Source organism: Actinomadura madurae, assembly GCF_047130825.1.
Classification (GTDB): domain Bacteria; phylum Actinomycetota; class Actinomycetes; order Streptosporangiales; family Streptosporangiaceae; genus Spirillospora; species Spirillospora madurae.
In genome coordinates, this window is sequence record NZ_CP083237.1 from 7,951,331 (window position 1) to 7,972,781 (window position 21,451).

Consider the following 21,451-nt stretch of genomic DNA (forward strand, 5'->3'; position numbering starts at 1 on the left):
AACGGAGCCCCGATGACGGCGACCATCGACGACACCGGATCGGGCGGCGTCGCGAAGCCGGGGGAGCGGCCTCCCCGGACCGGGACCCGCTGGTGGCGGCTGCTGCTGCGGGACCCCGCGGCGACCGCCGCAGCGGCCGTCCTCCTCGCGGTGGTGCTCGCCGCGACGCTCGGCCGCCTCCTGATCGGCGACCTGGACACCCGGCAGAACCTCGACGCGACCAACACCCCGCCCTTCCACGTCGGCGACGGCTGGGAGTACGTGCTCGGCAGCGACGCGCTCGGCCGCAGCGTCCTCGCCCGGCTGATCGTCGCGGGCGGCACGACGCTGTCGGTCGCGGTGCCCGCCGTGCTGATCTCCCTCGTCGCCGGCGGAGCCTGGGGGATGTGGGCGGGCTACCACCGCGGCTGGCGGGAGAACGTCTCGCTGCGGATCGCCGACGTCATCCTCAGCTTCCCGTCGCTGCTGCTCGCGGTCGTCGTGCTGTACGTCTTCACGCCCGGCGCCGCCAACATCGTGCTCGTCCTCGCCATCGCGCGGATCCCCGTCTACCTGCGGACGGCCCGCGCCGAGGCGGCGGAGCTGCGCGGGCGGCTGTTCGTGGACGCGGCCCGCACCTTCGGCGCCGGCAGCGGGGCGATCATCGTCCGGCACATCGCGCCGGTCGTCGCGCCGACCCTGCTGACCGTCGCGGCCGTCGACTTCTGCTTCGTGATGCTGGCCGAGTCGTCGCTGAGCTTCCTCGGCATCGGCATCCAGCCGCCCGACGTGAGCTGGGGCCTCATGGTCGCGCAGGGCCGCCAGTACCTGCAGACCGCCTGGTGGACGGCCGTCCTGCCCGGCGTCGCCATCGTCGTCACCACGGTCTCCGCGACCGTCCTCGCGGCCTGGTTCCGCCTCGCCACCGACCCGGACCAGCGCTGGCGGCTGACCCTCCCGCGCCGCCGCCGCGGCGGCCGGTCCGCACTCCCGGAGGTGCACCAGTGAGCTCCACCGCCCTAGAGGTCGAGGACCTGGCCGTCGACCTGCGCACCCCCGAGGGCACGCTGCGGGCCGTCGACGGCGTCGGCTTCTCCGTCCGGTCCGGGCGGACGCTCGCGCTGCTCGGCGAGTCCGGCTGCGGCAAGAGCATGACCGCGCGGGCGATCGCCGGGCTGCTCGACCCGGTCGCGCACGTCGCCGGCGGGACGGTCCGGCTGTCCGGGAAGGACGTGCTGAAGCTGGGCCGGGCCGCCCGCCGCAAGCTCGCCGGGCCGGGCCTGTCCATCGTCTTCCAGGACGCGCTGACCGCGCTCAACCCGGTGCAGACCGTCGGCGCCCAGCTCGCCGAGCCGTTCCGCATCCACCGGGGGTCGTCCCGGCGCGAGGCGGCGGCCAAGGCCGCCGAGCTGATGAAACGGGTCGGGATCCCCGACCCCGCGGCGCGCATGCGGGCCTACCCGCACCAGTTCTCCGGGGGCATGCGGCAGCGGCTGCTGATCGCGATGGCGGTGGCGCTCGACCCCACCGTGCTCCTGGCCGACGAGCCGACCACCGCGCTGGACGTCACCGTCCAGGCGCAGATCATGGAGCTGCTGCGCGAGCTGCGGGCCGAACGGGACATGGCGCTCGTGCTCATCACCCACGACCTCGCCGTCGTCGCCGAGCACGCCGACCACGTCGCGGTCATGTACGCCGGACGGGTCGTCGAGACCGGCGCCGTCGGGGAGGTCTTCGGCGCGCCCCGGCACCCCTACACGCGGGCGCTGCTGGAGTCGGTGCCGGCGCGGGTGAGCCGCGGCACCCCGCTCCGCTCGATCAAGGGCGGCCCGCCCGACCTGCGCTCGATCCCGGAGGGCTGCGTGTTCCAGGCGCGCTGCCCGAAGGCGCAGGACGTCTGCCGCACCGCGCGCCCCGCCCTCGTGCAGGCGGGGGAGCGCGCCGCGGCCTGCCACTTCCCGGAGGAGCCCGCCGATGACTGAGACCGACGAAGCGGCGACGACCACCGAGGCGGCACCCATCATCGAGGCGGCGGGGCTGGCCAAGACCTTCCGGGTGCCGAAGAACGCCGACGGCAAGGACCGGCTGCGCGCCCTCGACGGCGTCGACCTCACCCTCGGCCGCGGCGAGACGCTCGGCCTGGTCGGCGAGTCCGGCTGCGGGAAGTCGACCCTCGCCCGCGTGCTGCTCACCCTGGAGCGCCCGGACGAGGGCACGCTGCGGTTCGACGGCGTCGACCCGTTCGGGCTCAAGGGGAAGGAGCTGCTGGCCTGGCGGCGGCGCGTCCAGATGGTCTTCCAGGACCCGTTCGGGTCGCTCAACCCGCGGATGACCGCGGGGGAGATCATCGCCGAGCCGTGGCGGACGCACCGCGACGTCGTGCCGTCCCGGTCCGGCCGGGAGAAGCGGGTCCGCGAGCTGCTGGACATGGTCGGCCTGCGCGCCTCCGACGCGTCCCGCCACCCGCAGGAGTTCTCCGGCGGCCAGCGGCAGCGCATCGGCATCGCCCGCGCGCTGGCGCTCGGCCCCGAGGTCATCGTGTGCGACGAGCCGGTCTCGGCACTCGATCTGTCGGTGCAGGCGCAGGTGCTCAACCTGCTGGACGAGCTGCAGCAGCGCCTCGGGGTGTCGTACGTGTTCATCTCGCACGACCTGTCGGTCGTCCGGCACGTCGCGGACCGGGTGGCGGTGATGTACCTGGGCAGGATCGCCGAGTCGGGCCCGGCCGAGGAGGTCTTCGAGCACCCCCGGCACCCCTACACGGCGGCCCTGCTCTCGGCCGCCCCGGAGCCGGACATGCGGGAACGCGAGCGGTCCGGCCGGATCATCCTGGAGGGCGAGGTGCCCTCACCGCTCGACCCGCCGTCGGGCTGCCGCTTCCGCACCCGCTGCTGGAAGGCCGCCGACACCTGCGCGGCCGAGACCCCCGAGCTCGCCGCGGGCCCCGTCCCGGCGCACCGGGCCGCCTGCCACTTCCCGCTGAGCCCGGCCACCTCACCGTCCTGACAGGTGCGGGCGCCTCCACGCCCGGAGGCGCCCGCGCCCCTCGGTCAGCGGGCGGGCCGGACGACGTTGCGCAGGGGGCGGCCTTCGGCCAGGGCCGCGACGTTCGCGGCGATGTCGCGGGCGCGGTTCTCGAAGGTGTCGCGGGTGTGCCCCGAGTTGTGCGGGGTCAGGACGGTGTTCTCCAGGTCCTCGAACGGGAGCGTGGCACCCCCTCGGCCGGTACCGGTGGTCGGCCACCACACGTCGATGCCGGCACCCGCGATCCGGCCGTCCGCGAGGGCGTCGTAGAGGGCGCGCTCGTCCACGACCGGACCCCGGGCGACATTGATCAGGAACGCCGAGGACCGCATCGCGGCCAGTTCGGCGGCCCCGATCATGCCGCGGGTGCGGTCGCTCAGCGGCACCGTCACGACGACGACGTCCGAGGTCGCGAGCAGCTCCGGCAGGTCTTCGGGAGGCAGCACGCGGTCCAGTGCCACACCGGGGTCGAGCGGCGCCGCGGGATCGCGCCGCACCGCCTGGACGCGCATCCCGAGCGCGGACGTCAGCCGGGCGACCTCCAGGCCGGTCTCCCCGAGCCCGAGCAGCCCGGCCGTCCGCCCCGCCAGCGTGCCGGCCAGCGGCAGTCCCGGGTCGACGGCGACCGACTCCCAGACCCCGCGCCGGACCAGCCGGTCCGACCGCAGGACCTTGCGGGACAGCATGAGCGTGACCATCACCACGTGCTCGGCGATGGAGCGCCCGTGGTGGAAGGTGTTGGCCACCGCCGTGCCGGGCGGCAGCTCGTCGATCGGGATGCGGTCGTAGCCGGCGCCGGTCACCTGGACGAGCCTGAGCGCGGACCCCGCGCGCGCCATGGCGGGGGTCAGCCGGGAGCCGACCAGCACGTCGGCCCCGTCGAGCGCCCGGACGACCTCCTCGTCCGGACGTCCGGGGATGATCTGCCAGTCGCCGCCCGCGGCGGTGAGGAGATCGGCGAACCGCGCCGTGATGGGGTCGATGTGGACGATCTTCATTGGACCCACGAGGTCTCGTCGTGCGGGGGCGCCGTGCGCTCGATCCGCTCGCGGGCCTGCCGCAGCGCGTCGACGATCTCCCGTTCCCGCTCGGGCGTCAGCCGGGCCAGGGGCACCGAGCAGCTGATCGCGTCGCGCGGCGGGGAGCCGTAGCGCAGCGCGAGCGCGAAGCAGTGCAGGCCGAGGCTGTTCTCCTCCCGGTCGACGGCGTAGCCGCGCTCGCGCGTCAGGGCGAGGTCGGCGTCCAGCTCCGCCCGGCCGGTGAGGGTGTGGGGGGTGGCCGCCTGCCGCTCGGCGGGGATGTGCCGGTCGGCGTCCTCATCCGCCCGCTCCGCGAGCAGCGCCTTGCCGAGCGAGGTGCAGTACGCGGGGAGCCTCCGCCCCACCCGGCTGAACGGGCGCAGGTACTGGGTCGACTCCCTGGTCGCGAGGTAGACCACGTCGAAGCCGTCCAGGCGCCCGAAGTGGAAGGTCTCGTCCAGCGTCTCCCCGAGCTGGTCGAGCGCCGGCTTGACGATCCGAAGGTGCGGGTCGGCGTCGAGGTAGCTGGTACCGGCCAGCAGCGCCCGGATGCCGATCCCGTAGAGCGTCCCGGACGCGTCCGTGCGGACCCAGCCGTGCTTGGTCAGTGTCCGGAGCAGCGCGTACAGGCTGCTCCGCGGGACGTTCATCGCCTCGGTCAGCTCCCGCAACCGGGCCGGGCGGTTCTGCCGGGAGGCCAGCAGCTCCAGCAGCTCCAGCGTGCGCGCCGCCGACTTGACCTCCCGCACACCCGAGACCTTGCCGTCCAACGACGGTCCCTCCAAGGGTGCGGCCATCCGGTGCCTCCTGAACGCGGTGAGACGACCACCAAGCCTAATAGATGGGGAGGCAACGGCTACATAGAGAGAAGCCGGCGTGAAGTCGGACACGAAATGGGCATGACTTATGACACACGGTAATCGAGATCATCTGAGGAAGCCCAGGATGGACGTCGACTCACCACCGCTGGAAGGCCGGTCCGAGGCCCGGACGGTCGTGTTCACCGTCAACGGCCGGAAGCGCGAGCCGCGGATCGAGCCGCGCGTGAGCCTGCTGGACGCGCTGCGCGAGCACCTCGCGCTGACCGGCTCGAAGAAGGGCTGCGACCAGGGCACCTGCGGGGCCTGCACGGTCTGGGTGGACGGCCGGCGGGTGCTGGCCTGCCTGACGCTCGCGGTCACCTGCCAGGGGCGGGAGGTCACCACGATCGAGGGCCTCCCGGACGGCGGCGGCCTGCACCCCATGCAGACCGCCTTCATCGCCCGCGACGCGTTCCAGTGCGGGTACTGCACACCGGGCCAGATCATGTCGGCGGTCGCGCTGCTGGACGAGGGGCACGCCGCCGACGACGGCGAGATCGCCGAGTGGATGAGCGGCAACCTCTGCCGATGCGCGGCCTACCCGAACATCAGGGCCGCGATCCGCGAGGTCCGCGACGCGAAGGACGGTGCCCGGCGATGAGGCCGTTCGGTTACGCGCGGGCGGCCGACGCCGGCACGGCGATCGCGACGGTCCGGGAGCACCCGGGCGGGGCGTTCCTCGCGGGCGGCACCACCGAGGTCGACCTCGTCCGGCAGAACGTGCTGCGCCCCGACGTGCTGGTGGACATCAACGACCTGCCGTTCCACCAGGTCGAGGACCTGCCGGACGGCGGCCTGCGCATCGGCGCGCTGGCGCGGATGAGCGACGTCGCCGAGGCGCCGGGGGTGGTGGAACGGTTCCCTGTCGTCTCCCAGGCGCTGCTGCTGGGCGCCTCGGCGCAACTGCGCAACATGGCCTCGATGGGCGGCAACCTGTGCCAGCGCGTCCGGTGCGGCTACTACCGCGACGCGACCTCGCCGTGCAACAAGCGCGATCCGGGCAGCGGCTGCTCGGCCATGGACGGCTTCCACCGCGGGCACGCCGTCCTCGGGACCAGTGACGCGTGCATCGCCGCTCATCCGTCCGATGTGGCGGTCGCGCTGGTCGCCCTGGACGCGGTGGTGCACACGCGGGGCCCGGCCGGCGAGCGCACCATCGCGATCGACGACTTCTTCCTGCTTCCCGGAAGGACCCCGGAGCGCGAGCACCCGCTGGAGCACGGCGAACTGATCACCTCGATCGAGGTCCCCGCGCTGCCGATGGCCCGCCGGTCGGCCTACCTGAAGGTCCGCGACCGCGCGTCGTACGAGTTCGCGCTCGTCTCCGTCGCGGCGGCGGTGGACGTCCGGGACGGGATCCTCACCGAGGTCCGCTTGGCGCTGGGCGGGGTCGCGACCAAGCCGTGGCGGGCGCGGGCGGCCGAGCGGAGCCTCACCGGCGGGCCGGCCGCGCGCGAGGCGTTCGCCACGGCCGCCGCACACGAGATGGCGGCGGCCGTGCCGCGGCCCCTGAACTCCTTCAAGGTCGAGCTGGCGCGCCGGACGATCGTCCGCGCGCTCGCGGCGCTCACGGACGGGGACGAGTGATGGGCGGATCCATCGGGCAGGAGGCCGTCCGCGTCGACGGCCCGGAGAAGGTCACCGGCACCGCCCGGTACACGGGGGAGATCTCGCCGCCGGGCCTGGCGCACGCCCGGATCGTCGGCGCCCGCGTGCCCAGCGGGCGGGTCGCCTCGATCGACACCGCGGCGGCGGAACGCGCCGGGGGCGTCCTCGCGGTCCTGACCCACCACGACATCCCGAAGGTCGGCCACGTGCCGCTGGTGCCGTCCCTGATGGGCGGGCCGGCGCCGGGCGAGACGTTCTTCCCGATGCAGGACGACACGGTGCACTACGCGGGCCAGCCGGTGGCGATCGTGGTGGCCGGCACACTGGAGCAGGCCCAGCACGCCGCCGCGCTCGTCGAGGTCGCGTACGCCGAGGCGCCGTCGGTGACCACCATCGAGCAGGGCCGCGCGGACGCCTACGAGCCGGAGAGGATCTTCGGGGGCTTCCTGCCCGCCCGGTCGCGACGCGGGGACGTCGAGGCCGGGCTGGCCGAGGCGGATCTGCACATCGACGCCGAGTTCCGGTTCGCCCCCAACCACCACAACGCGCTGGAGGCGCTGACCACCACCGCCGTCTGGGAGGGCGACCGCCTGACGCTGTACGACTCCTGCCAGGGCATCAAGGCCGTGCAGCTGACCGTCGCCGCCCTCCTGGGCATGTCCCCGTCCAAGATCAGGGTGCTGACGCGGTTCGTGGGCGGGGCGTTCGGGTCCAAGGCGATGGTCTGGCCGCACGTGACCCTCACCGCGCTGGCCGCCCGGCACGTGCGCCGGCCGGTGCGCCTGGTGGTGCCGCGGGAGCAGATGTTCACCTCGTGCGGGCACCGCGAGGAGCAGGAGCAGCACGTCCGGCTCGGGGCGCGGCGCGACGGCACGCTCACCGCGATCCGGCACCGGAAGATCTCCGTGACGTCGCCGTTCGACGACTGGGCCGAGCCCGCGTTCGGCGTGTCCTCCCGGCTGTACGCGTGCCCCGCCTTCGAGGGCGCGCACCGGCTGGTGCGCGGCAACACGATGACGCCCACGTTCACCCGCGGGCCGGGCGAGGCGGCCGGGGTGTTCAGCCTCGAATGCGCGATGGACGAGCTCGCCGCCCGGCTCGGCATCGACCCGGTCGAGCTCCGGCTGCGCAACCTCACCGACGTCGACCCCGAGACCGGCCATCCCTGGTCCAGCGGCGGCCTCGCCGACTGCCTGCGGCGGGGAGCGGAGCGGTTCGGCTGGGCGGGACGCGATCCCGCGCCCGGGGCCCGCCGCGAAGGGAACCTGCTGATCGGGACCGGCATGGCCGCCGCCGGGTACCCCGTGGCGTTCTTCATGCGCACCCAGCGGGCCCGCGCCCGCCTGTACTCCGACTGCACCGCCGTCGTGTCCACCGCCGTCCAGGAGTTCGGCACCGGCATGACCACGGTGCTGACCCAGGTCGCCGCCGACGGGCTCGGCGTCGACCCGCACGACGTGCGCCTGGAGTTCGGCGACACCGACCTGCCGACCGCCGGGTCCCCGGTGGGGTCCAACGGCGCGATGATGGTCGGCGCCGCGGTGCACAACGCGGCCGCGGCCGTCCGCGACCAGATGATCGCCATGGCCGCAGGCGACCCGGAGTCGCCGCTGCACGGCGCCGATCCGCGCCGCGTCACCGTCACCGGAGGACGCATGACGCTCGCCGGGGACCCCGCGGCGCACGAGACCTACGGCGACCTGATGTCCCGGCACCTCATGAACGACGCCGAGGCCATCGGCAGCTGGGACCCGCCGCCGCTGGACACCCCGTACGGGCTGCTCACCTTCGGCGCCCAGTTCGCCGAGGTCGCGGTCGACGCCGACCTCGGCCTGGTCAGGGTGCGGCGCATGACGGGGGTGTTCGCGCCCGGCCGCGTCCTCAACCCGAGGACCGCCCGCGGCCAGCTCGTGGGGGGCATGCTGTGGGGCATGGGCCAGGCGCTGCGCGAAGGCACCCGCATGGACCCCGGCCTCGGTCGCTGGGCCAACGCGAGCCTCGGCGATTACCTCGTCCCGGTCAACGCCGACGCGCCCGACGTCGACGTCGAGCTGATCGAGGTCGAGGACCGCGTCACCGGCCCGCTCGGCGTCAAGGGCGTCGGCGAGATCGGCCAGGTGGGCTCGGCCGCGGCCGTCGCCAACGCCGTCCGCCACGCGACCGGCCACCGCGTCCGGGAGCTGCCGATCGCCCCCGAGCACCTGCTGAACCACCTGCCCGCACCCGTCTGACCGTCCCCGTTTGCTCGCACCCGCCTGACCGCCCCGAGTCCGGAGGATCCCATGCTGATCGGTGACATCGACGTCCATCCCCTGACCGACGGCACCTTCCGGGCGTCACCCGCCTACTTCGGCGAGCACGTCCGCGCCGAGGGCCACGAGGACCTGTTCTCCCGCGACTCGATGGCCTGGCTGCCCATCGGGTGCTTCCTGGTCCGGACCGGCGACCGGACGATCCTCGTCGACGCCGGCATCGGCCCCGAGATGCGCGACGACGGCCCCCGCAGGTTCCTCGTCGGCGGGCAGCTGCTGCTCGGCCTGCGCGCCGTGGGCGTCACCCCCGCCGACGTCACCGACGTCGTGTGCACCCACCTGCACGCCGACCACTGCGGCTGGCTCTTCGACAGGAACGCCGATCCGGTCTTCACCCGCGCCGCCGTCTGGTTCGGCGCCCGCGACTGGGACCACTTCGTCGCCAACCCCGAGGTGCTGATGTTCGATCACATCCGGCGCGGGTTCCGCGCCGCGTCCGAGCGGCAGGGCGACCGCCTGCGGCCCGTCGCCGACGACACCACCATCGCGCCCGGCGTCACGGTGACCATGACACCGGGGCACACCCCCGGGCATCTCAGCGTCATCGTCGCCTCCGGCGGCCGCCGGGCGCTGCTCCTCGGCGACGCGATCATCTGCCCGGTCCAGCTCGACGAGCCCACCTGGCAGTCGATCGGCGACGTCGACCCCGAGCTCGCGCGACGGATCCGCGAACGGCTGTTCCGCGAGCTCGAGGACGAGGCGACCGTCGGCGCCGGGGCGCACTTCCCGGAGCTTCGGTTCGGCCGCGTCCTGGCCGGTGAGGGAAGACGCTGGTTCACCTGACACGTCACGATCGGACACGGTCCGGTCCCGCGCCGGTCCAGGCCCGCCACGCGGTCTGCCAGCCGCCGGCGCCGGTGACGCGGGTGCTCGGCCCCGCCCAGGCGATGTAGCCGTCGGGGCGGATGAGGAGCGCGGGCCCGTCGTCGGTGCGGCGGGCCTGCGTGAGCGTGGTGTGGAGGGGCCCGGCGTCCTGCTCGCGGACGAGGACGAACCCCGGGGTGTCGCGCTGGATCGCGGTCAGCGGTCCCTCGGCGAGCGGGACCTCGGTGGCGCGGGTGCCGACCAGGCGGTTCTGGCCCCGGCCGCGCGGGTAGCGGAGGGTCACCCCGGAGAAGCCGCCGGCGACGGCGTCGCGGACGGGACCGATGCCGAGCACCGCGGGCGCCAGCAGGTTGCGGAGCAGCCGGGCCGGGGGCGGCCCGAGCGTGACGGCGCGCATCATGGCGCCGCTCTGGCGCAGGACGCGGCGGCCGATCGGATGCCGTTCGCGGTGGTAGGAGTCCAGGATGGCCGGATCCGCGCCGCCGAGGACGGCGTCGAGTTTCCAGGACAGGTTGGCGGCGTCCTGGATCCCGGTGTTCATGCCCTGGCCGCCCATGGGCGAGTGCACGTGGGCGGCGTCCCCGGCGAGCAGGACGCGGCCGTGCCGGTAGGAGCGGACCTGGCGCTCGTCGCAGTGGAAGCGGGAGTGCCAGCCGTACTCCAGGACGCCGACGTCGCGGCCCATGGCCGTGTTGAGGACGCGGGTGACCTCGTCCTCGTCGATGGGCGCGGTGTCGGGGACCTGGTGGCGCCGGTCCCAGGTCATCGACCGGAACCAGCCGCCCGGGCGGGCCCGTCCGTAGGGGACGAGGAAGCCGAAGCAACCGGGCCTGCTGCCGAGCGTGAGGCCCGTGCCCACGGGGCCGTCCGACAGGCGGACGTCGGCCAGGACGACCGAGGACAGCACCGTCCTGCCGGGAAAGTCGGCGCCCAGGAGGTCGCGGACCGTGCTGTGCGCGCCGTCCGCCCCGACCACGTACTCGGCGCGCCAAGTCGTGGTCTCGCCGCCGTCCTTGGGATGGGCGGTGAGGGTCACTCCGCCGTCGTCCTGACTGAGGCCGACGACCTCCACGCCGCGCAGCACCGTCGCGCCCTGGTCGCGGGCGTAGCGTTCGAGTGCCTGGTCGACATTGGTCTGCGGTGTGATCATCCCGTACCGGTGCCGGGACGGCAGGCGGGTCAGGTCGACCGCGGCGCCGGCGAAGAGGTTGACGCGCTCGGTGGTGCTCGCCCGCGCCAGCAGGTCGTCGGCCAGGCCGCGGCTGTCGAGGACCTCCAGGGTGCGGGCCATGGTGACGAAGGCCCGGCTGGACGGGTTGACGGTGGGCCAGCGTTCGAGCACGGCGACCTCGCGCCCCGCGCGGGCCAGGTCGCCCGCGGCGGTCATGCCGGTGGGGCCGCCGCCGACCACGATCACCTCCGCGCGGCGGGTCGCCGCGGCGCCCTCCTCGCCGGTCACGACCGCTCCATCTGCGGAGTGCCGGCGCGGTTGGCGTTCCCGGGGTTCGCCGCGGCGACGTCCTTCAGGTCGGCGGGGAGTGCGGCCCGCTCGGAGGACGCGGGGTCGGGGAAGGAGCGGCGGATGTCGTCCGGGGTGGTGGTGGCGGCGTGGTTGAAGACGAAGCGGGCGTCGGGCAGCGTCTCGTGCACCAGGTTGACGATGGACTCGAACAGCAGTGTGTTCGGCGGGACCAGCCGCACGCCCGCGCCGATGAGCACGGCGTCGTAGCGCTTGGCGGCCAGCCGTCCGCGGACGGTGTCGAGGGCGGTCTCGCCGAAGTCGATCTGGCAGCCGTCCGCTTCGTAGCCGGCCTCGCGCAGCAGGGCGAGGTTGCCGTCGTGGGCGGCGGCCAGGCTCTCCCGGGTCAGGCCGGCGAAGGCGGCGAACTCGGGGGCGTCGTAGTCGATGACGTCCGGGTGGAGCCCGATCTGCAGGGCGGTCACGGTCACGGTCCCAGTTCCCTTCCTCGAAAGTGATGCCTGCTCCCACCCTGGAGGCCCGGTGTCATCGTGTCCAACGATCATTTTTGCTATCTCCCATCGCGCTTTGAGATAGTTCGAGATCTGGCCCGCGACCGTGTGGAGGGACCGATGGAGCTTCGGCAGCTGGAGTACTTCGTGGCCGTGGCCGAAGAACGCAGCTTCACCCGGGGCGCCCAGCGCGCCCACGTCGTCCAGTCGGCCGCGTCGGCCGCGGTGTCCCGGCTGGAGCAGCAGTTCCAGACGGCCCTGTTCGACCGCTCGCACCGCCGCCTCGAACTCACCACCGCGGGCCGCACCCTGCTCGCCCGGGCCCGCGCCATCCTCGCCGAGGCGCGGCGCGCGCACGAGGAGATGAGCCGGCTCAGCGGCGGCGTCACCGGGGCCGTCACCCTCGGCACCATCCTGTCCACGGGCGACTTCGACCTGATCGACGGCCTGAGCAGGTTCCAGCGCGAGCACCCGGACGTCGTGGTCCGCCTGCGGCGGTCCGTCGGGTCCTTCAACGACCACGCGGCGGCGCTCCGCGAGGGGCGCTACGACCTCATGCTGCTGCCCATGCCCGCCGACGGCGCCGCGCTGCTCGGCGGCGAGGTGATCACCGACCCGATCGCGCACCTGCGCCTCGGGCTGGCCTGCCGCGGCGACGACCCGCTCGCCCGCGCCCGGAACGTCGCCTACGCCGACCTCGCGGACCGCCGCTTCATCGACTTCCCCGTGGGCTGGGGCAACCGCTCCATCGTGGACAGCCTTTTCAAGGCAGCCGCCGTCGAACGCACGGTCGCCCTGGAGGTCGTCGACACGACGACCGCCATGGCCATGGTCCAGCGCCGCCTCGGCCTCGCCTTCGTCCCGCAGGAGCAGATCGCCGCGCGGCCCGGCCTCGTCCAGGTCGACCTCGCCGACCCGCCCCCGCTCATCGACCTCGCCCTCGCGCTCTCCCGCGACCACCCGCCGTCCGAGGCCGCCCGCGCCCTGCGCCGGACCCTCCTGGCCGGCGGCTGACCGCGGGCGGGCATCCCGGAGGTCAGACGGCGCGGCCGGGCCGCGTCTCGACCGTGTTCTCCAGGGACCCGAGGCCGTCGATCGCGGTGCGGACGACGTCGCCGTGGCGCAGGAACAGTCCCCGCCCCGCGCCCACTCCCGCCGGAGTGCCGGAGATGAGCACGTCGCCGGGTTCGAGGGTGACGACCTCGCTGGCGGCCGCGATGAGCCCCGCGACCGGGGTGATCATGTCGGCAGTCGACTCGTCCTGCTGGAGCTCGCCGTTGACCCACAGGCGCACCCGCAGGTCCTGCGGGTCGGGGACCAGGAACGCCGGGGTGACGCCGGGGCCGAGCGGCAGCGTGCCGTCGGCGGACTTCGCCGCGAACCAGTCGTAGGAGAAGGCGTCGGCCGGAACTTCGTCCCGCCTGTGCCGGGCGCGGGCGGTGACGTCGTTGGCGACGCAGTAGCCGGCGACGTGGCGCAGCGCGTCCGCCACCGGTATGTCGCGGCCGGCGAGGGCGATGACGACGGCCAGCTCGGCCTCCCAGTCGTAGCGGGCCGGTTCGCGCAGGCGCAGGGCGAGGGGGTCGTTCGGGCCGATGAGCGTGGTGGTCGGCGCCCGCAGGAAGAAGAAGGGCTTCCAGCCGTCGCCGGGGGGACGGCCGCCCATCTCCAGGACGTGCCGGTGGTAGTTCACGCCGGCGCAGATCACCTTCCTCGGCCACCGCAGCGGCGTGAGCAGCGCGTCGTAGGCGATCTCCGGCGCCTCCATGATGTCGATGGCGCGCAGCACCTTCTCCGCCGCCGGCCAGTCCTCCAGCAGATCGAGGAGGCCGGACCAGCGCTTCAGCTCGGCCGGGCCGACGAGGAGGCCGTCTTCGCGGAGCGCGGCGAGGCCCGTGGCGGCCTGGCCGGTGTACGTCGCCAGAGACCATTTCATGCGCCTTCTTCTCCTTGGCCGGGGGAACCCTCGGGGGACGTCTGGTCGTGCACGGACGCGATGTCGAGCGGGCCCCATCCGTCCGCGACCGCCCTGTCGAAGACGGCCTTGGCCGAGGCGAAGACCGGCAGGGCCAGGCCGAACCCGGCCATCGCGTCCTCGATCTGCTCCAGGATGGGGTGCAGCGTGGCGATCGGCCCCGGCGCCGGCGTCCAGGCCCGCTCCCGCATCAGCGGGCCGCGCTGCTTGAGGATCGCGGAGCCCGCGATCGAGTCGTCGAGGACGCGCTGGAGGAGCTCCAGGTCGATGCCGCTGCGCCGGGCCATCGCCACCGCCTCCGCGGCGGCCACCGTGTGCACGGCCACCAGCAGCATCGCGATGTACTTCATCCGGGTGCCGGTGCCGAACCCCCCGGTGCGGATCCAGGGCCCGGAGATCGCGTCGAGCACCGGCCGCACGGACTCCACGGCCCGCTCGTCCCCGGAGGCGAGGGTGGTGGCCAGGCGCGGGGCGACCATCCCGGGCTGCCGCTGATGGGGCAGTCCAGCAGATCGCCGCCGCGGGCGCGCACCTCGTCGCGGATGCGGCGCTTGTCGTCCACGTCGATGGTGCTCATCTCGATGTGGACGGTGCCGGGCCGGAGGGCGGTGAGTGTGCCGGCGGGACCGCGGACGACCTCCCGCAGCGCCGCGGCGTCGGGGAGGATCGACAGCAGCACGTCCGCCCGCTCCGCCACGCCGGCCGGCGACGCGGCCCGCGTCCCGCCGGCCTCGGTCAGCTCGGCGGACTCGCCGCGGCGGTAGCCGACGACCGGGAACCCCCGGTCCATCAGATTGCGTGCGATCGGAAGGCCCATCCGGCCCAGCCCGATCACGCCCACCGTCTGCATCCGGACCTCCCTCGGTCGCGTGCCGGCCGCCGCGTCCTAGCGCCACTCATAGCCGCCGGTCCCCAGGGAGACGCGCACGCCGACACTGCCCTCGTTGACGCGCCACCGGTACACCTCGAAGGTGCGCAGCCCCGCCCTGACGAACGGGTCCTCCGCGGCGATGCGGCGGGCGGTCTCCTCGTCGCCCGCGCGGAGCACCGTCACGCCCGAGCCGGGCCCGGTGCCCGGCCCCGACAGCAGGGGGCCGGACATGAAGACGACGTCGTCGCGCTCCAGGCCGAGCAGCCACGCCACATGGTCGGACGCGTGCGCGGCGATGTCCGCTTCGCGGGTTCCCGGCTGCGGAGTGGAGCGGACCAGCCAGTAGTCGCGGGCGAGCAGCCGTCCTGGGGCCGCCTCGGGCGGCCGGTCGTCATCGGACATGGAGCTAAACTGTATGCAGTTTGGCTCCCGCGTCAAGATTGCGGCCGGAACTGTATGCAGATTCGGCCGTGATCGGCCAGAGTGGAGGGCATGCCCCGTGTCACGCTCGTCCCGAACATCCGGCCGGTGCAACTGCCCGAGGCCCGGCAGGCGATCCCGCACGTGCACGCCTATCTGAGGGAGTGCATCCTCGACGGCACGCTCAAGCCGGGGACCAAGCTCTCCCAGGTGAGCCTGGCGCGGCAGCTGGGCATCAGCCGCACCCCGCTCCGCGAGGTGCTGCGCATGCTGCAGGAGGAGGGCCTGGTCGAGATCGAGCCGAACCAGCGGACCCGGGTGGCCGGCCTCGACCCGCAGGAACTCGACGACATCTACGCCACCCGCATCCTCCAGGAGACCCTCGCCCTCTCCATGACGATCGGCGGGTTCGGCTCCGGCCTGCGCGACGAGGCCGAACGGCTGCTGGCCACCCTGCGGGCGGCCGCGAAGGACGGGGACTTCACCGCCTGGTTCGCCGCGCACGGCGACTACCACCGGCTGCTCACCTCGGGTGCCGGCGAGGCGATGCAGCGGCGGTTGCGGGTCCTCGCCGACCGGACCATCCGCTACATCCGCATCTACCAGCTGTCGGAGCCGGACGACTGGCAGACGGTGGGCGACGAGGAGCACGCGCGGATTCTGGAGGCGCTGGTCGCGGGCGACGAGCGGGCGGCGCTCTCCGGGATGGGGCGCCACCTCGCCCGCACGGCGCTGCGCGTGCTGGGCGACTGCGCGCCGGACTACGCGCCGGTCGCGGTGCCGCACGCGCTGGCGCTCATCGACCGGGACTAGCCGAGGAGGGCGCGGACCGCCGCGAGGAAGTCCTCCGTCCGCTCGATCATCGTCCAGTGCCCGCAGCCCGACGGCACGTGCGGCCGGACGCCCGCCGCCTCGACGCTGCCGGGCACGGTCGTGGGCGAGGTCATGAGGCGTCTCCCGTTCTCTCCCGCCGCACCTGCCGCTGGCTCGACACGCGCTGGACCGGGCCCAGCCACATGTCGATGGACCCGGGCTCGGCCGGGTCGAAGGTGCGGGGCCGCCAGGCGGCCTCGTCCTCGATGCGCCGCACGCCGTAGGAGTACTCGTAGGTGAATCCCTCGGGGCCGAGGAAGTAGAGGAAGACCGCGGTCGACTGCGGATGCCGGCCGGGACCCATCTCGATCCGGACGTCGTTCTCCACCAGGAAGTGCCAGTTGCGGAACACGTCGTCGAGCGAGCCGACCTGGAAGTTCACATGGCACAGCCCGGGGCCGTCCCCGCGGAACACGGCGAGCTTGTGGTGCACCGGATCGATCCGCATCAGGCAGGCCGCGTCGCCGATCCAGTCGGACACCCGGGCGTTGAAGCGGCCGCTCCAGAACCGGTAGGCCTCGTGGACGTCGGGGGCGTCCAGGCACAGATGACCGAACTCGGTGATCCCGGCGGGCCTGGTGAAGGCCACCGGACGGGTCACGGTCTCCTGCCCGGCCACCAGCTCCAACCGATTGCCGAACGGGTCGTCGAAGGCGATGAACTCCGCGACCCTGCGCGATCGCGCCTCTTCGGCGGACCCGCGCCGGACGGAGATCCCCGACCGCTCCAGCTCGGTCTCGGCCGCGCCGAGGGCGTCGGCGCCGGCGACGGTGAAGCCCGAGGCCAGCATGCCGGACGGTCCCTCGACCAGCGCGAGGCAGTGGTGGCGGTGGTCCGCCCGCAGGTGGGCGACGCCGGGCCCGGTGGGCGGCGCGAGTTCGAGGCCGACGACTCCGGTCGCGAACCGCACCGCGGCGGCGAGGTCGGCGACGCCCGAGCGTACGTAGGCGATGTCGGTGAGCGTGATCACGGGCGTCTCCTAGGCGCGCGGCTCGCGGTTCTCCAGGAAGGTCTCGGGCGGCGGGGCGCCCCACAGGTGCGGGGGCACGTCCCAGTCGCGGGCGACCCAGCCGTCGTCGACCTGGTCGATGTCGGAGAACCACTCGATCCACGAGCCCCACGGGTCGAGGGTGTAGTGGAAGAAGTTGGAGCCGATGGTGTGCCGGCCGAGGCCCCATCCCGCGTCGCGGCCCCGGGCGCGCATCCGGTCGGCGCCGAGCGCGATCGCGTCGATCGACGGCACCTCGAAGCTCGCGTGGTGGAAGCCGCGGTGGGTGCTGCGGATGAACCCGAAGATGTGGTGGTCGCCGCGGCCGGCGCTGAGGAAGGTCACCGCGCCGCCGTGGATGGTGTCGCTGACCCGCAGCCCGAGCGCCCCGGTGTAGAAGGCCGTCATCCGCTCCGGCCGCGCGGTGAACAGCAGGGCGTGTCCGAGCCGGCGCGGCATGACGTCCTCCGTGGCCCGCCGCCACTGCGCGACGCCGATCCTGCGGTGGCCTTCTCCGATGTTGGTGAGGACCTCGGCGACCGCGCGGGCGGGGGCGGGCGCCTCGTCGAGCAGCTGGACGGCGTTCCCGTCCGGGTCCCGCGTCCAGAGCCCGGACTCCGGGGCGCCCGGCGGCGGGTCGAGGACGGGCGCGCCGCCGCGCTCCAGTGCCTCGCGCGCGGCGTCGAGGCCACCGGGGCGCAGGGTGAACGACACGTGGTGGAGCCGCTTGGCGGGCGCCTCCACCATCCGTACCTGTTCCTGCGCGCGGCCCCGGCATTGGGCGATCAGCGAACCGTCCTTCTCCGCGGTCTCCAGCCCGAAGTCCTGGAGGAAGCCGTCCGCCACCTCCAGGTCGGGGACGGTGAGCGCGTAGTGGTGCAGTGCAGAGATCACGGCTCGTTCCCTTCCTTCACGAAACTGCATACAGTTTAGGGATGAGTGAGGATTCTGGGAAGGCACCCGAGGCTGTGGCCGCGTCGGTGGTGGAGGCGGGACGTGCCCTGGCCCGCCTGGGACTGGTCACCGCCTTCGGGCACGTCTCCGTCCGCACGGGCGCCTCGATGCTGATCACCCCGGCCGCCGACCTGTCCGGCGTCACGGCGGACGCCCTGGTGGAGGTGCCCCTCGGCGCCGCGGACCTGCCGTCCGGTGCCCCGGCCGAGAGCTGGGCCCACCTCGCCCTCTACCGCGCCCGCCCGGACGCGGCGGCCGTCGCCCGTGCCCAGCCGCCCGCCGCCTTCGCCGCGGCGGCGGCCGCCGACGCGCTGCCCGCGCTGTACGGCCAGGCCGCGTGGCTCGGCCCGGTGGTGCCGGTCCATCCCAGTGGTCGGCTGCTGCGCTCGGCCGCGCCGGCCGAGAGCGCCGCCCGCAGCCTGCCGGAGGGCGAGGCCCTGCTGCTCCGCGGCAACGGCGCCCTCACGCTCGGCGCCACGCCGGGCCTCGCCGTGGCGCGGATGTGGCTGCTGTCCGCGCTGTGCACGGCATGGCTCGCGGCCGAAGCCGCGGGCCGGGTCACCGCGCTGACCGGCGAGGAGATCGGCGCATGGCGCTCCGTCCAGGACGAGCTCCTGCCGCGCCTCTGGCGGCACCTGGCCCGCGGCGTCCCCGCGGATCAGCCGGCGACGAGCGTCGACGGCGTGTAGGGGATGAGGGTCTCCGACCACGCCTCGCGGGCGAACGCGGGGTCGCCCCAGCGGCTCGTGGGGGACTTCGCCGTCCAGGCGGCGTACTCGTACATCGACGCCACCATCCCGTCCCGCACCTCGAAGGCGAACACGAAGTGGTTGGCGACCACCTCGCCGTCCAGCGCGCCCTCGACGCGGGCCTCCAGCACGACGAGCGGGCCGTTGGCCGCGACCCGCTTGGCCTCCAGCACGACCCCCGCGACCATCTCCTCGTGGTGCCCGGCGAACATCCGCCGGGCGACGTCCTTGCCGACGAGCACGCCCTCCGGCGGTTCCTGCTCGCCCGCCGGCACGGGGATCATGATCCGGACGTCCTCGGCGAGCACGTCGACGAAGCCGCTCCAGTCCCCGGTCGCGCCGCCGCGCTGCAGCCCCTCGAAGGCGGCCCGCGCGACCTCGACCGCGCCCGGCTCGGCGGGCCGCAGCCCGAGCGGTGCGCCGAGCGCGGGACCGATGTCCATGTGCACCCGGTAGTCGGCCACCGTGTCGCCCGCCATCTCGATCACGGTGACGCAGGGCAGCGCCACCGGCGTGCCGGCGGGCGTCTCGGTCTCGATCGTGAACCGGCAGAACAGCCGGTCCCCGACCTCGGCGACCTGGTCGACGGTGTGCCTGACCCGCGGCAGGGTGCCGGCCGCCGCGGCGGTCGCGGCGATCACCGCGGTCCGGCCGGTCAGCGGCTCCTCGTTGCCGAACCGGTACGTCGCGTCGTCGGCGAACCACGCCCCGAACGCCTCGGCGTCGCCGGCGTCCACCGCCGCGCACATGGCGTGCACCATCCGCTCTCGCGCGTTCATCGGCTCCCCTCCTTCAGCGACAGCCCGTGGCGGGCCATCACCCCGGCGATCAGCTCCATGTCGCGGGGGCCGGGCGGCAGCTCGCTGAGCTCCCGGTAGTAGTCCTCCAGGCCGGGCGGGGAGACGACCGCCACGACCCGGGTCTCATCCTGGAACGGGTTGTCGAACGTGTGCGGCACCCGGCGCGGCAGGAGAAGCGAGTCCCCGGCGCGGAGGAGATGGTGCTCGCCGTCCAGCTCGATCCTCACCCTGCCGCGCGTGCAGGTGAACATCTCGTCCTCGCGGCTGTGGACGTGCGTGGGCGGTCCGCCGAGGCCGGGCGGGACGATGTACTCGAACAGGGAGTAGGCGCCCGCGGTGTCGGCCCCGGTCAACCTGACGTGGATGCCCAGCCCTATCGCACCGACGTCCGTCCCCTCCCCGGAGCGCACCACCCGGTGTTCCTGCTGGACGTTCCCTATGGTCATGGTCCTCTCCTTTGGCTCCCCGGGAGTCCCGGCGTGCTGTGCGTCACAGCGTGCGCGGGGGCGGGATCAGGGACCAAAGGCATGTCCCGGCGGCTGGGACTCGGTCGCGGACCGTGTCCGCGGCGTCTCCCAGCGGCGCGTGGAGTAGGCGCGGCCGGCCGCCGCGGCCGCCATGCGCACGGCCGGCACCATGTACTCTTCGCGCACGGCGCGGCCGGGCCCGGTGACCGAAAGGGCGGCGGCCACCCCGCCACCGGGGCCGAAGATCGGCGCCGCGACGCAGCAGACGCCGATGTTGCCCTCCTCCCGGTCGTGCGCCCAGCCCCGCTCCGCGACGGTGGCGAGCTCCCGCCGCAGCGCGTCCGGGCTGGTGATCGTCCGCGGGGTGCGGCGCTCCAGCCCGGCCGCGAGGACGGTGTCCAGCGCTCCCGCGTCCGACCAGGCCAGGATCGCCCTCCCCAGCGCGGAGCAGTGCGCCGGGATCGTCCCGCCGACCTGGGCGAGCATCGGCATCCGCCGGTGCCCGGTGATCTTCTCGACCACCAGCACCTGGGCGCCGTCGAGGACGCCGAGCTGCACGGTGGTCCGGGCCGCGGCGTACAGGTCCTGCAGGAACGGCAGCACCGCCTCGCGGAGCTCGTGGCGCACCGGGACCAGCCCGGACAGCTCGAACAGCCGGTTGCCGATGCGGTAGCGGTCGCGCGGCTTGTCCAGCCAGCCGAGCTCGATCATCCGGGTGGCGGTGCGGTGCACGGTGGAGCGCGGCAGGCCGGACCGCTGCACCAACTCCGCCAGGCTGAGCTCGCGGTGCCCCTCCCCGAAGGCGCCCAGCAGCGCCGCGGCGCGCTCCAGCGAACCGATCGGGCGGCCGGAATCAGGATCCCGGCCAGCGGGACGCATGTTTGGGGTGGAGAGCGTCATGGTCCGAATCTAGGCGCCATCATGAGAACCAGCCATACGGGCTCTACCAGCACAAGCACCGGAACTCGCGCGGATTCCGGCGCGGACCCCGGAATCCGGACGGCGCTCGTCGGCGGCGGGGCGGGCGGCATCGGCGCGGCGGCCGCCGCCGCGCTGCTGCGGTCCGGCCACCGGGTCGTCCTCGCCGGCCGGACCCGCTCCGCCCTCGCCGAGGCCGGCTCCCGGCTCGGCGGCGACCGCGTCGACCACCTCGTCTGCGACCTGGCCGAGCCGGCCGAGGCCGCCGCCGCGGCGGACGAGGTGCGCGCCCGGCACGGCGCGCTCGACGTGCTCGTCCTCAGCGCCGGCGGCCCCGCGCCGGGCCGGGTGCTGGAGGTGTCGGACGCGCAGTGGCGCACGGCGATGGACCTGCTCCTGCTCGGCCCGCTCGCGCTCATGCGCGCGGCCCTGCCCGGCATGGCCGCGCGCGGCTTCGGACGGGTCGTCCTGATCACGTCCACGGCCGTCCGGCAACCGCAGCCGGAACTCGCCGCGTCGACCGTGCTGCGGTCGGCGGTGACGGCCGCGGCGAAGCTCGCCTCCCGCGAGTACGCCGACCGCGGGGTCACCGTGAACTGCGTCGCGCCCGGCGCCACCCTCACGCCGCGGCGGCTCCAGATCCTCCAGAGCCGTGCCGACGCCGCCGGAACCGACCTCGCCACCGCGGCGGCAGAGGATCAGGCCGAGATCCCCGCCGGCCGGTCCGGCGACCCGGACGAGGTGGCGGCGGCGATCGCGTTCCTGGCCTCGGCGGAGGCGAGCTACATCAACGGCACCGTCCTCGCGGTCGACGGCGGCCGGACCGAGACGGTGTGAA

24 protein-coding genes and 1 pseudogene are annotated in these 21,451 nt (G+C 74.2%); 11 read left to right on the top strand and 14 right to left on the bottom strand.

The window, feature by feature from the left end:
• The first annotated feature begins 12 nt into the window (after window positions 1-12).
• From K8Z49_RS36830 to K8Z49_RS36840, 3 genes are read left to right on the top strand one after another with little or no spacing between them, the layout of a single operon-like run.
• Window positions 13-987, top strand: a complete 975-nt coding sequence (locus K8Z49_RS36830; protein ID WP_021595328.1) for an ABC transporter permease — start codon at window positions 13-15, stop codon at window positions 985-987.
• Window positions 984-1,961 (top strand): ABC transporter ATP-binding protein, encoded by a 978-nt coding sequence (locus K8Z49_RS36835; protein WP_412516326.1) that lies wholly within the window; start codon window positions 984-986, stop codon window positions 1,959-1,961. Before K8Z49_RS36830 ends, K8Z49_RS36835 begins: the two co-directional genes overlap by 4 nt.
• Window positions 1,954-2,985 (top strand): ABC transporter ATP-binding protein, encoded by a 1,032-nt coding sequence (locus K8Z49_RS36840; RefSeq protein ID WP_021595326.1) that lies wholly within the window; start codon window positions 1,954-1,956, stop codon window positions 2,983-2,985. Before K8Z49_RS36835 ends, K8Z49_RS36840 begins: the two co-directional genes overlap by 8 nt.
• Before the next feature lie 44 nt (window positions 2,986-3,029).
• Here the strand turns inward: K8Z49_RS36840 and K8Z49_RS36845 are convergent, their stop codons facing one another.
• Window positions 3,030-4,001, bottom strand: coding sequence for a 2-hydroxyacid dehydrogenase (locus K8Z49_RS36845; protein ID WP_021595325.1), 972 nt, complete (start codon window positions 3,999-4,001; stop codon window positions 3,030-3,032).
• Window positions 3,998-4,819 (bottom strand): IclR family transcriptional regulator, encoded by an 822-nt coding sequence (locus K8Z49_RS36850; RefSeq protein ID WP_033331206.1) that lies wholly within the window; start codon window positions 4,817-4,819, stop codon window positions 3,998-4,000. Before K8Z49_RS36850 ends, K8Z49_RS36845 begins: the two co-directional genes overlap by 4 nt.
• A 148-nt stretch (window positions 4,820-4,967) precedes the next feature.
• Here K8Z49_RS36850 and K8Z49_RS36855 point away from each other — a divergent pair, with 148 nt between their 5' ends.
• Genes K8Z49_RS36855 through K8Z49_RS36870 form a run of 4 tightly spaced genes read left to right on the top strand, consistent with a single transcriptional unit; the run spans window position 4,968 to window position 9,585 of the window.
• On the top strand, window positions 4,968-5,483 hold the full coding sequence (locus tag K8Z49_RS36855; protein WP_021595323.1) for a (2Fe-2S)-binding protein: 516 nt from the start codon (window positions 4,968-4,970) through the stop codon (window positions 5,481-5,483).
• Complete coding sequence (locus K8Z49_RS36860; protein ID WP_412516327.1) at window positions 5,480-6,469, top strand: FAD binding domain-containing protein; 990 nt, start codon at window positions 5,480-5,482, stop codon at window positions 6,467-6,469. Before K8Z49_RS36855 ends, K8Z49_RS36860 begins: the two co-directional genes overlap by 4 nt.
• On the top strand, window positions 6,469-8,721 hold the full coding sequence (locus K8Z49_RS36865) for a xanthine dehydrogenase family protein molybdopterin-binding subunit (RefSeq protein ID WP_412516328.1): 2,253 nt from the start codon (window positions 6,469-6,471) through the stop codon (window positions 8,719-8,721). The genes K8Z49_RS36860 and K8Z49_RS36865 overlap by 1 nt, the downstream gene beginning before the upstream one ends.
• Window positions 8,722-8,772: 51 nt before the next feature.
• Window positions 8,773-9,585: an MBL fold metallo-hydrolase gene (locus K8Z49_RS36870; RefSeq protein ID WP_075023570.1), complete on the top strand. Its 813-nt coding sequence runs from the start codon at window positions 8,773-8,775 to the stop codon at window positions 9,583-9,585.
• 4 nt (window positions 9,586-9,589) lie between these two features.
• Here the strand turns inward: K8Z49_RS36870 and K8Z49_RS36875 are convergent, their stop codons facing one another.
• Together K8Z49_RS36875 and K8Z49_RS36880 are read right to left on the bottom strand one after the other, a co-directional pair.
• On the bottom strand, window positions 9,590-11,086 hold the full coding sequence (locus tag K8Z49_RS36875; protein WP_412516329.1) for an FAD-dependent monooxygenase: 1,497 nt from the start codon (window positions 11,084-11,086) through the stop codon (window positions 9,590-9,592).
• Window positions 11,083-11,577, bottom strand: coding sequence for a hypothetical protein (locus K8Z49_RS36880; RefSeq protein WP_412516330.1), 495 nt, complete (start codon window positions 11,575-11,577; stop codon window positions 11,083-11,085). The genes K8Z49_RS36875 and K8Z49_RS36880 overlap by 4 nt, the downstream gene beginning before the upstream one ends.
• A gap of 141 nt (window positions 11,578-11,718) precedes the next feature.
• Here K8Z49_RS36880 and K8Z49_RS36885 point away from each other — a divergent pair, with 141 nt between their 5' ends.
• The gene (locus K8Z49_RS36885; RefSeq protein ID WP_021595317.1) at window positions 11,719-12,612 is read left to right on the top strand and encodes a LysR family transcriptional regulator; all 894 of its coding nucleotides are present in this window, start codon (window positions 11,719-11,721) and stop codon (window positions 12,610-12,612) included.
• A gap of 22 nt (window positions 12,613-12,634) precedes the next feature.
• On the opposite strand, the gene K8Z49_RS36890 is transcribed toward K8Z49_RS36885, so the two are convergent.
• The 4 genes and pseudogenes from K8Z49_RS36890 to K8Z49_RS36905 all read right to left on the bottom strand — a co-directional run bounded on the left by K8Z49_RS36890 (window position 12,635) and on the right by K8Z49_RS36905 (window position 14,846).
• A complete protein-coding gene (locus tag K8Z49_RS36890; protein ID WP_412516331.1) occupies window positions 12,635-13,534 on the bottom strand; it encodes a fumarylacetoacetate hydrolase family protein in 900 nt (299 codons plus the stop codon).
• Window positions 13,531-14,052 (bottom strand): NAD-binding protein, encoded by a 522-nt coding sequence (locus K8Z49_RS36895; protein WP_412516332.1) that lies wholly within the window; start codon window positions 14,050-14,052, stop codon window positions 13,531-13,533. The genes K8Z49_RS36890 and K8Z49_RS36895 overlap by 4 nt, the downstream gene beginning before the upstream one ends.
• A gap of 17 nt (window positions 14,053-14,069) precedes the next feature.
• Window positions 14,070-14,429: pseudogene (locus K8Z49_RS36900) on the bottom strand (NAD(P)-dependent oxidoreductase); the annotation flags it as partial.
• A 30-nt stretch (window positions 14,430-14,459) separates the two neighbouring features.
• Window positions 14,460-14,846, bottom strand: a complete 387-nt coding sequence (locus tag K8Z49_RS36905) for a YciI family protein (RefSeq protein ID WP_412516333.1) — start codon at window positions 14,844-14,846, stop codon at window positions 14,460-14,462.
• Window positions 14,847-14,936: 90 nt separating this feature from the next.
• On the opposite strand from K8Z49_RS36905, the gene K8Z49_RS36910 reads away from it, so the two are divergent.
• A complete protein-coding gene (locus K8Z49_RS36910; protein ID WP_021595313.1) occupies window positions 14,937-15,677 on the top strand; it encodes a GntR family transcriptional regulator in 741 nt (246 codons plus the stop codon).
• On the opposite strand, the gene K8Z49_RS36915 is transcribed toward K8Z49_RS36910, so the two are convergent.
• Genes K8Z49_RS36915 through K8Z49_RS36925 form a run of 3 tightly spaced genes read right to left on the bottom strand, consistent with a single transcriptional unit; the run spans window position 15,674 to window position 17,619 of the window.
• A complete protein-coding gene (locus tag K8Z49_RS36915) occupies window positions 15,674-15,811 on the bottom strand; it encodes a hypothetical protein (RefSeq protein ID WP_412516334.1) in 138 nt (45 codons plus the stop codon). The genes K8Z49_RS36910 and K8Z49_RS36915 overlap by 4 nt on opposite strands.
• A complete protein-coding gene (locus tag K8Z49_RS36920; protein WP_412516335.1) occupies window positions 15,808-16,707 on the bottom strand; it encodes a VOC family protein in 900 nt (299 codons plus the stop codon). The genes K8Z49_RS36915 and K8Z49_RS36920 overlap by 4 nt, the downstream gene beginning before the upstream one ends.
• A gap of 9 nt (window positions 16,708-16,716) precedes the next feature.
• Window positions 16,717-17,619: a VOC family protein gene (locus K8Z49_RS36925; protein ID WP_412516336.1), complete on the bottom strand. Its 903-nt coding sequence runs from the start codon at window positions 17,617-17,619 to the stop codon at window positions 16,717-16,719.
• A 41-nt stretch (window positions 17,620-17,660) separates the two neighbouring features.
• On the opposite strand from K8Z49_RS36925, the gene K8Z49_RS36930 reads away from it, so the two are divergent.
• Entirely contained in the window at window positions 17,661-18,368 is a 708-nt protein-coding gene (locus tag K8Z49_RS36930; RefSeq protein WP_075023579.1) for a class II aldolase/adducin family protein, read from the top strand.
• Here K8Z49_RS36930 and K8Z49_RS36935 read toward each other — a convergent pair.
• The 3 genes from K8Z49_RS36935 to K8Z49_RS36945 all read right to left on the bottom strand — a co-directional run bounded on the left by K8Z49_RS36935 (window position 18,338) and on the right by K8Z49_RS36945 (window position 20,595).
• Window positions 18,338-19,207 carry a nuclear transport factor 2 family protein gene (locus tag K8Z49_RS36935; RefSeq protein ID WP_083598303.1) on the bottom strand — a complete coding sequence of 290 codons (870 nt, stop codon included), beginning with the start codon at window positions 19,205-19,207 and terminating at the stop codon, window positions 18,338-18,340. The genes K8Z49_RS36930 and K8Z49_RS36935 overlap by 31 nt on opposite strands.
• On the bottom strand, window positions 19,204-19,674 hold the full coding sequence (locus K8Z49_RS36940) for a cupin domain-containing protein (RefSeq protein WP_111832152.1): 471 nt from the start codon (window positions 19,672-19,674) through the stop codon (window positions 19,204-19,206). The genes K8Z49_RS36935 and K8Z49_RS36940 overlap by 4 nt, the downstream gene beginning before the upstream one ends.
• A 66-nt stretch (window positions 19,675-19,740) precedes the next feature.
• Entirely contained in the window at window positions 19,741-20,595 is an 855-nt protein-coding gene (locus K8Z49_RS36945; RefSeq protein ID WP_220126740.1) for an IclR family transcriptional regulator, read from the bottom strand.
• Between the two features lie 21 nt (window positions 20,596-20,616).
• Between K8Z49_RS36945 and K8Z49_RS36950 the strand changes: the two genes are divergently transcribed.
• Entirely contained in the window at window positions 20,617-21,450 is an 834-nt protein-coding gene (locus K8Z49_RS36950) for an SDR family oxidoreductase (protein WP_412516337.1), read from the top strand.
• Window position 21,451: the final 1 nt, after the last annotated feature.

What these genes read in the sequence shown, in the direction of transcription:
- K8Z49_RS36845 (WP_021595325.1), bottom strand. Translation starts at nt 4,001, where the DNA reads ATGAAGATCGTCCACATCGACCCCATCACGGCGCGGTTCGCCGATCTC.
- K8Z49_RS36840 (WP_021595326.1), top strand. Translation starts at nt 1,954, where the DNA reads ATGACTGAGACCGACGAAGCGGCGACGACCACCGAGGCGGCACCCATC.
- K8Z49_RS36865 (WP_412516328.1), top strand. Translation starts at nt 6,469, where the DNA reads ATGGGCGGATCCATCGGGCAGGAGGCCGTCCGCGTCGACGGCCCGGAG.
- K8Z49_RS36945 (WP_220126740.1), bottom strand. Translation starts at nt 20,595, where the DNA reads ATGACGCTCTCCACCCCAAACATGCGTCCCGCTGGCCGGGATCCTGAT.
- K8Z49_RS36830 (WP_021595328.1), top strand. Translation starts at nt 13, where the DNA reads ATGACGGCGACCATCGACGACACCGGATCGGGCGGCGTCGCGAAGCCG.
- K8Z49_RS36850 (WP_033331206.1), bottom strand. Translation starts at nt 4,819, where the DNA reads ATGGCCGCACCCTTGGAGGGACCGTCGTTGGACGGCAAGGTCTCGGGT.
- K8Z49_RS36860 (WP_412516327.1), top strand. Translation starts at nt 5,480, where the DNA reads ATGAGGCCGTTCGGTTACGCGCGGGCGGCCGACGCCGGCACGGCGATC.
- K8Z49_RS36855 (WP_021595323.1), top strand. Translation starts at nt 4,968, where the DNA reads ATGGACGTCGACTCACCACCGCTGGAAGGCCGGTCCGAGGCCCGGACG.
- K8Z49_RS36910 (WP_021595313.1), top strand. Translation starts at nt 14,937, where the DNA reads ATGCCCCGTGTCACGCTCGTCCCGAACATCCGGCCGGTGCAACTGCCC.
- K8Z49_RS36890 (WP_412516331.1), bottom strand. Translation starts at nt 13,534, where the DNA reads ATGAAATGGTCTCTGGCGACGTACACCGGCCAGGCCGCCACGGGCCTC.
- K8Z49_RS36915 (WP_412516334.1), bottom strand. Translation starts at nt 15,811, where the DNA reads ATGACCTCGCCCACGACCGTGCCCGGCAGCGTCGAGGCGGCGGGCGTC.
- K8Z49_RS36905 (WP_412516333.1), bottom strand. Translation starts at nt 14,846, where the DNA reads ATGTCCGATGACGACCGGCCGCCCGAGGCGGCCCCAGGACGGCTGCTC.
- K8Z49_RS36870 (WP_075023570.1), top strand. Translation starts at nt 8,773, where the DNA reads ATGCTGATCGGTGACATCGACGTCCATCCCCTGACCGACGGCACCTTC.
- K8Z49_RS36895 (WP_412516332.1), bottom strand. Translation starts at nt 14,052, where the DNA reads ATGGTCGCCCCGCGCCTGGCCACCACCCTCGCCTCCGGGGACGAGCGG.
- K8Z49_RS36950 (WP_412516337.1), top strand. Translation starts at nt 20,617, where the DNA reads ATGAGAACCAGCCATACGGGCTCTACCAGCACAAGCACCGGAACTCGC.
- K8Z49_RS36940 (WP_111832152.1), bottom strand. Translation starts at nt 19,674, where the DNA reads ATGACCATAGGGAACGTCCAGCAGGAACACCGGGTGGTGCGCTCCGGG.
- K8Z49_RS36930 (WP_075023579.1), top strand. Translation starts at nt 17,661, where the DNA reads ATGAGTGAGGATTCTGGGAAGGCACCCGAGGCTGTGGCCGCGTCGGTG.
- K8Z49_RS36935 (WP_083598303.1), bottom strand. Translation starts at nt 19,207, where the DNA reads ATGAACGCGCGAGAGCGGATGGTGCACGCCATGTGCGCGGCGGTGGAC.
- K8Z49_RS36885 (WP_021595317.1), top strand. Translation starts at nt 11,719, where the DNA reads ATGGAGCTTCGGCAGCTGGAGTACTTCGTGGCCGTGGCCGAAGAACGC.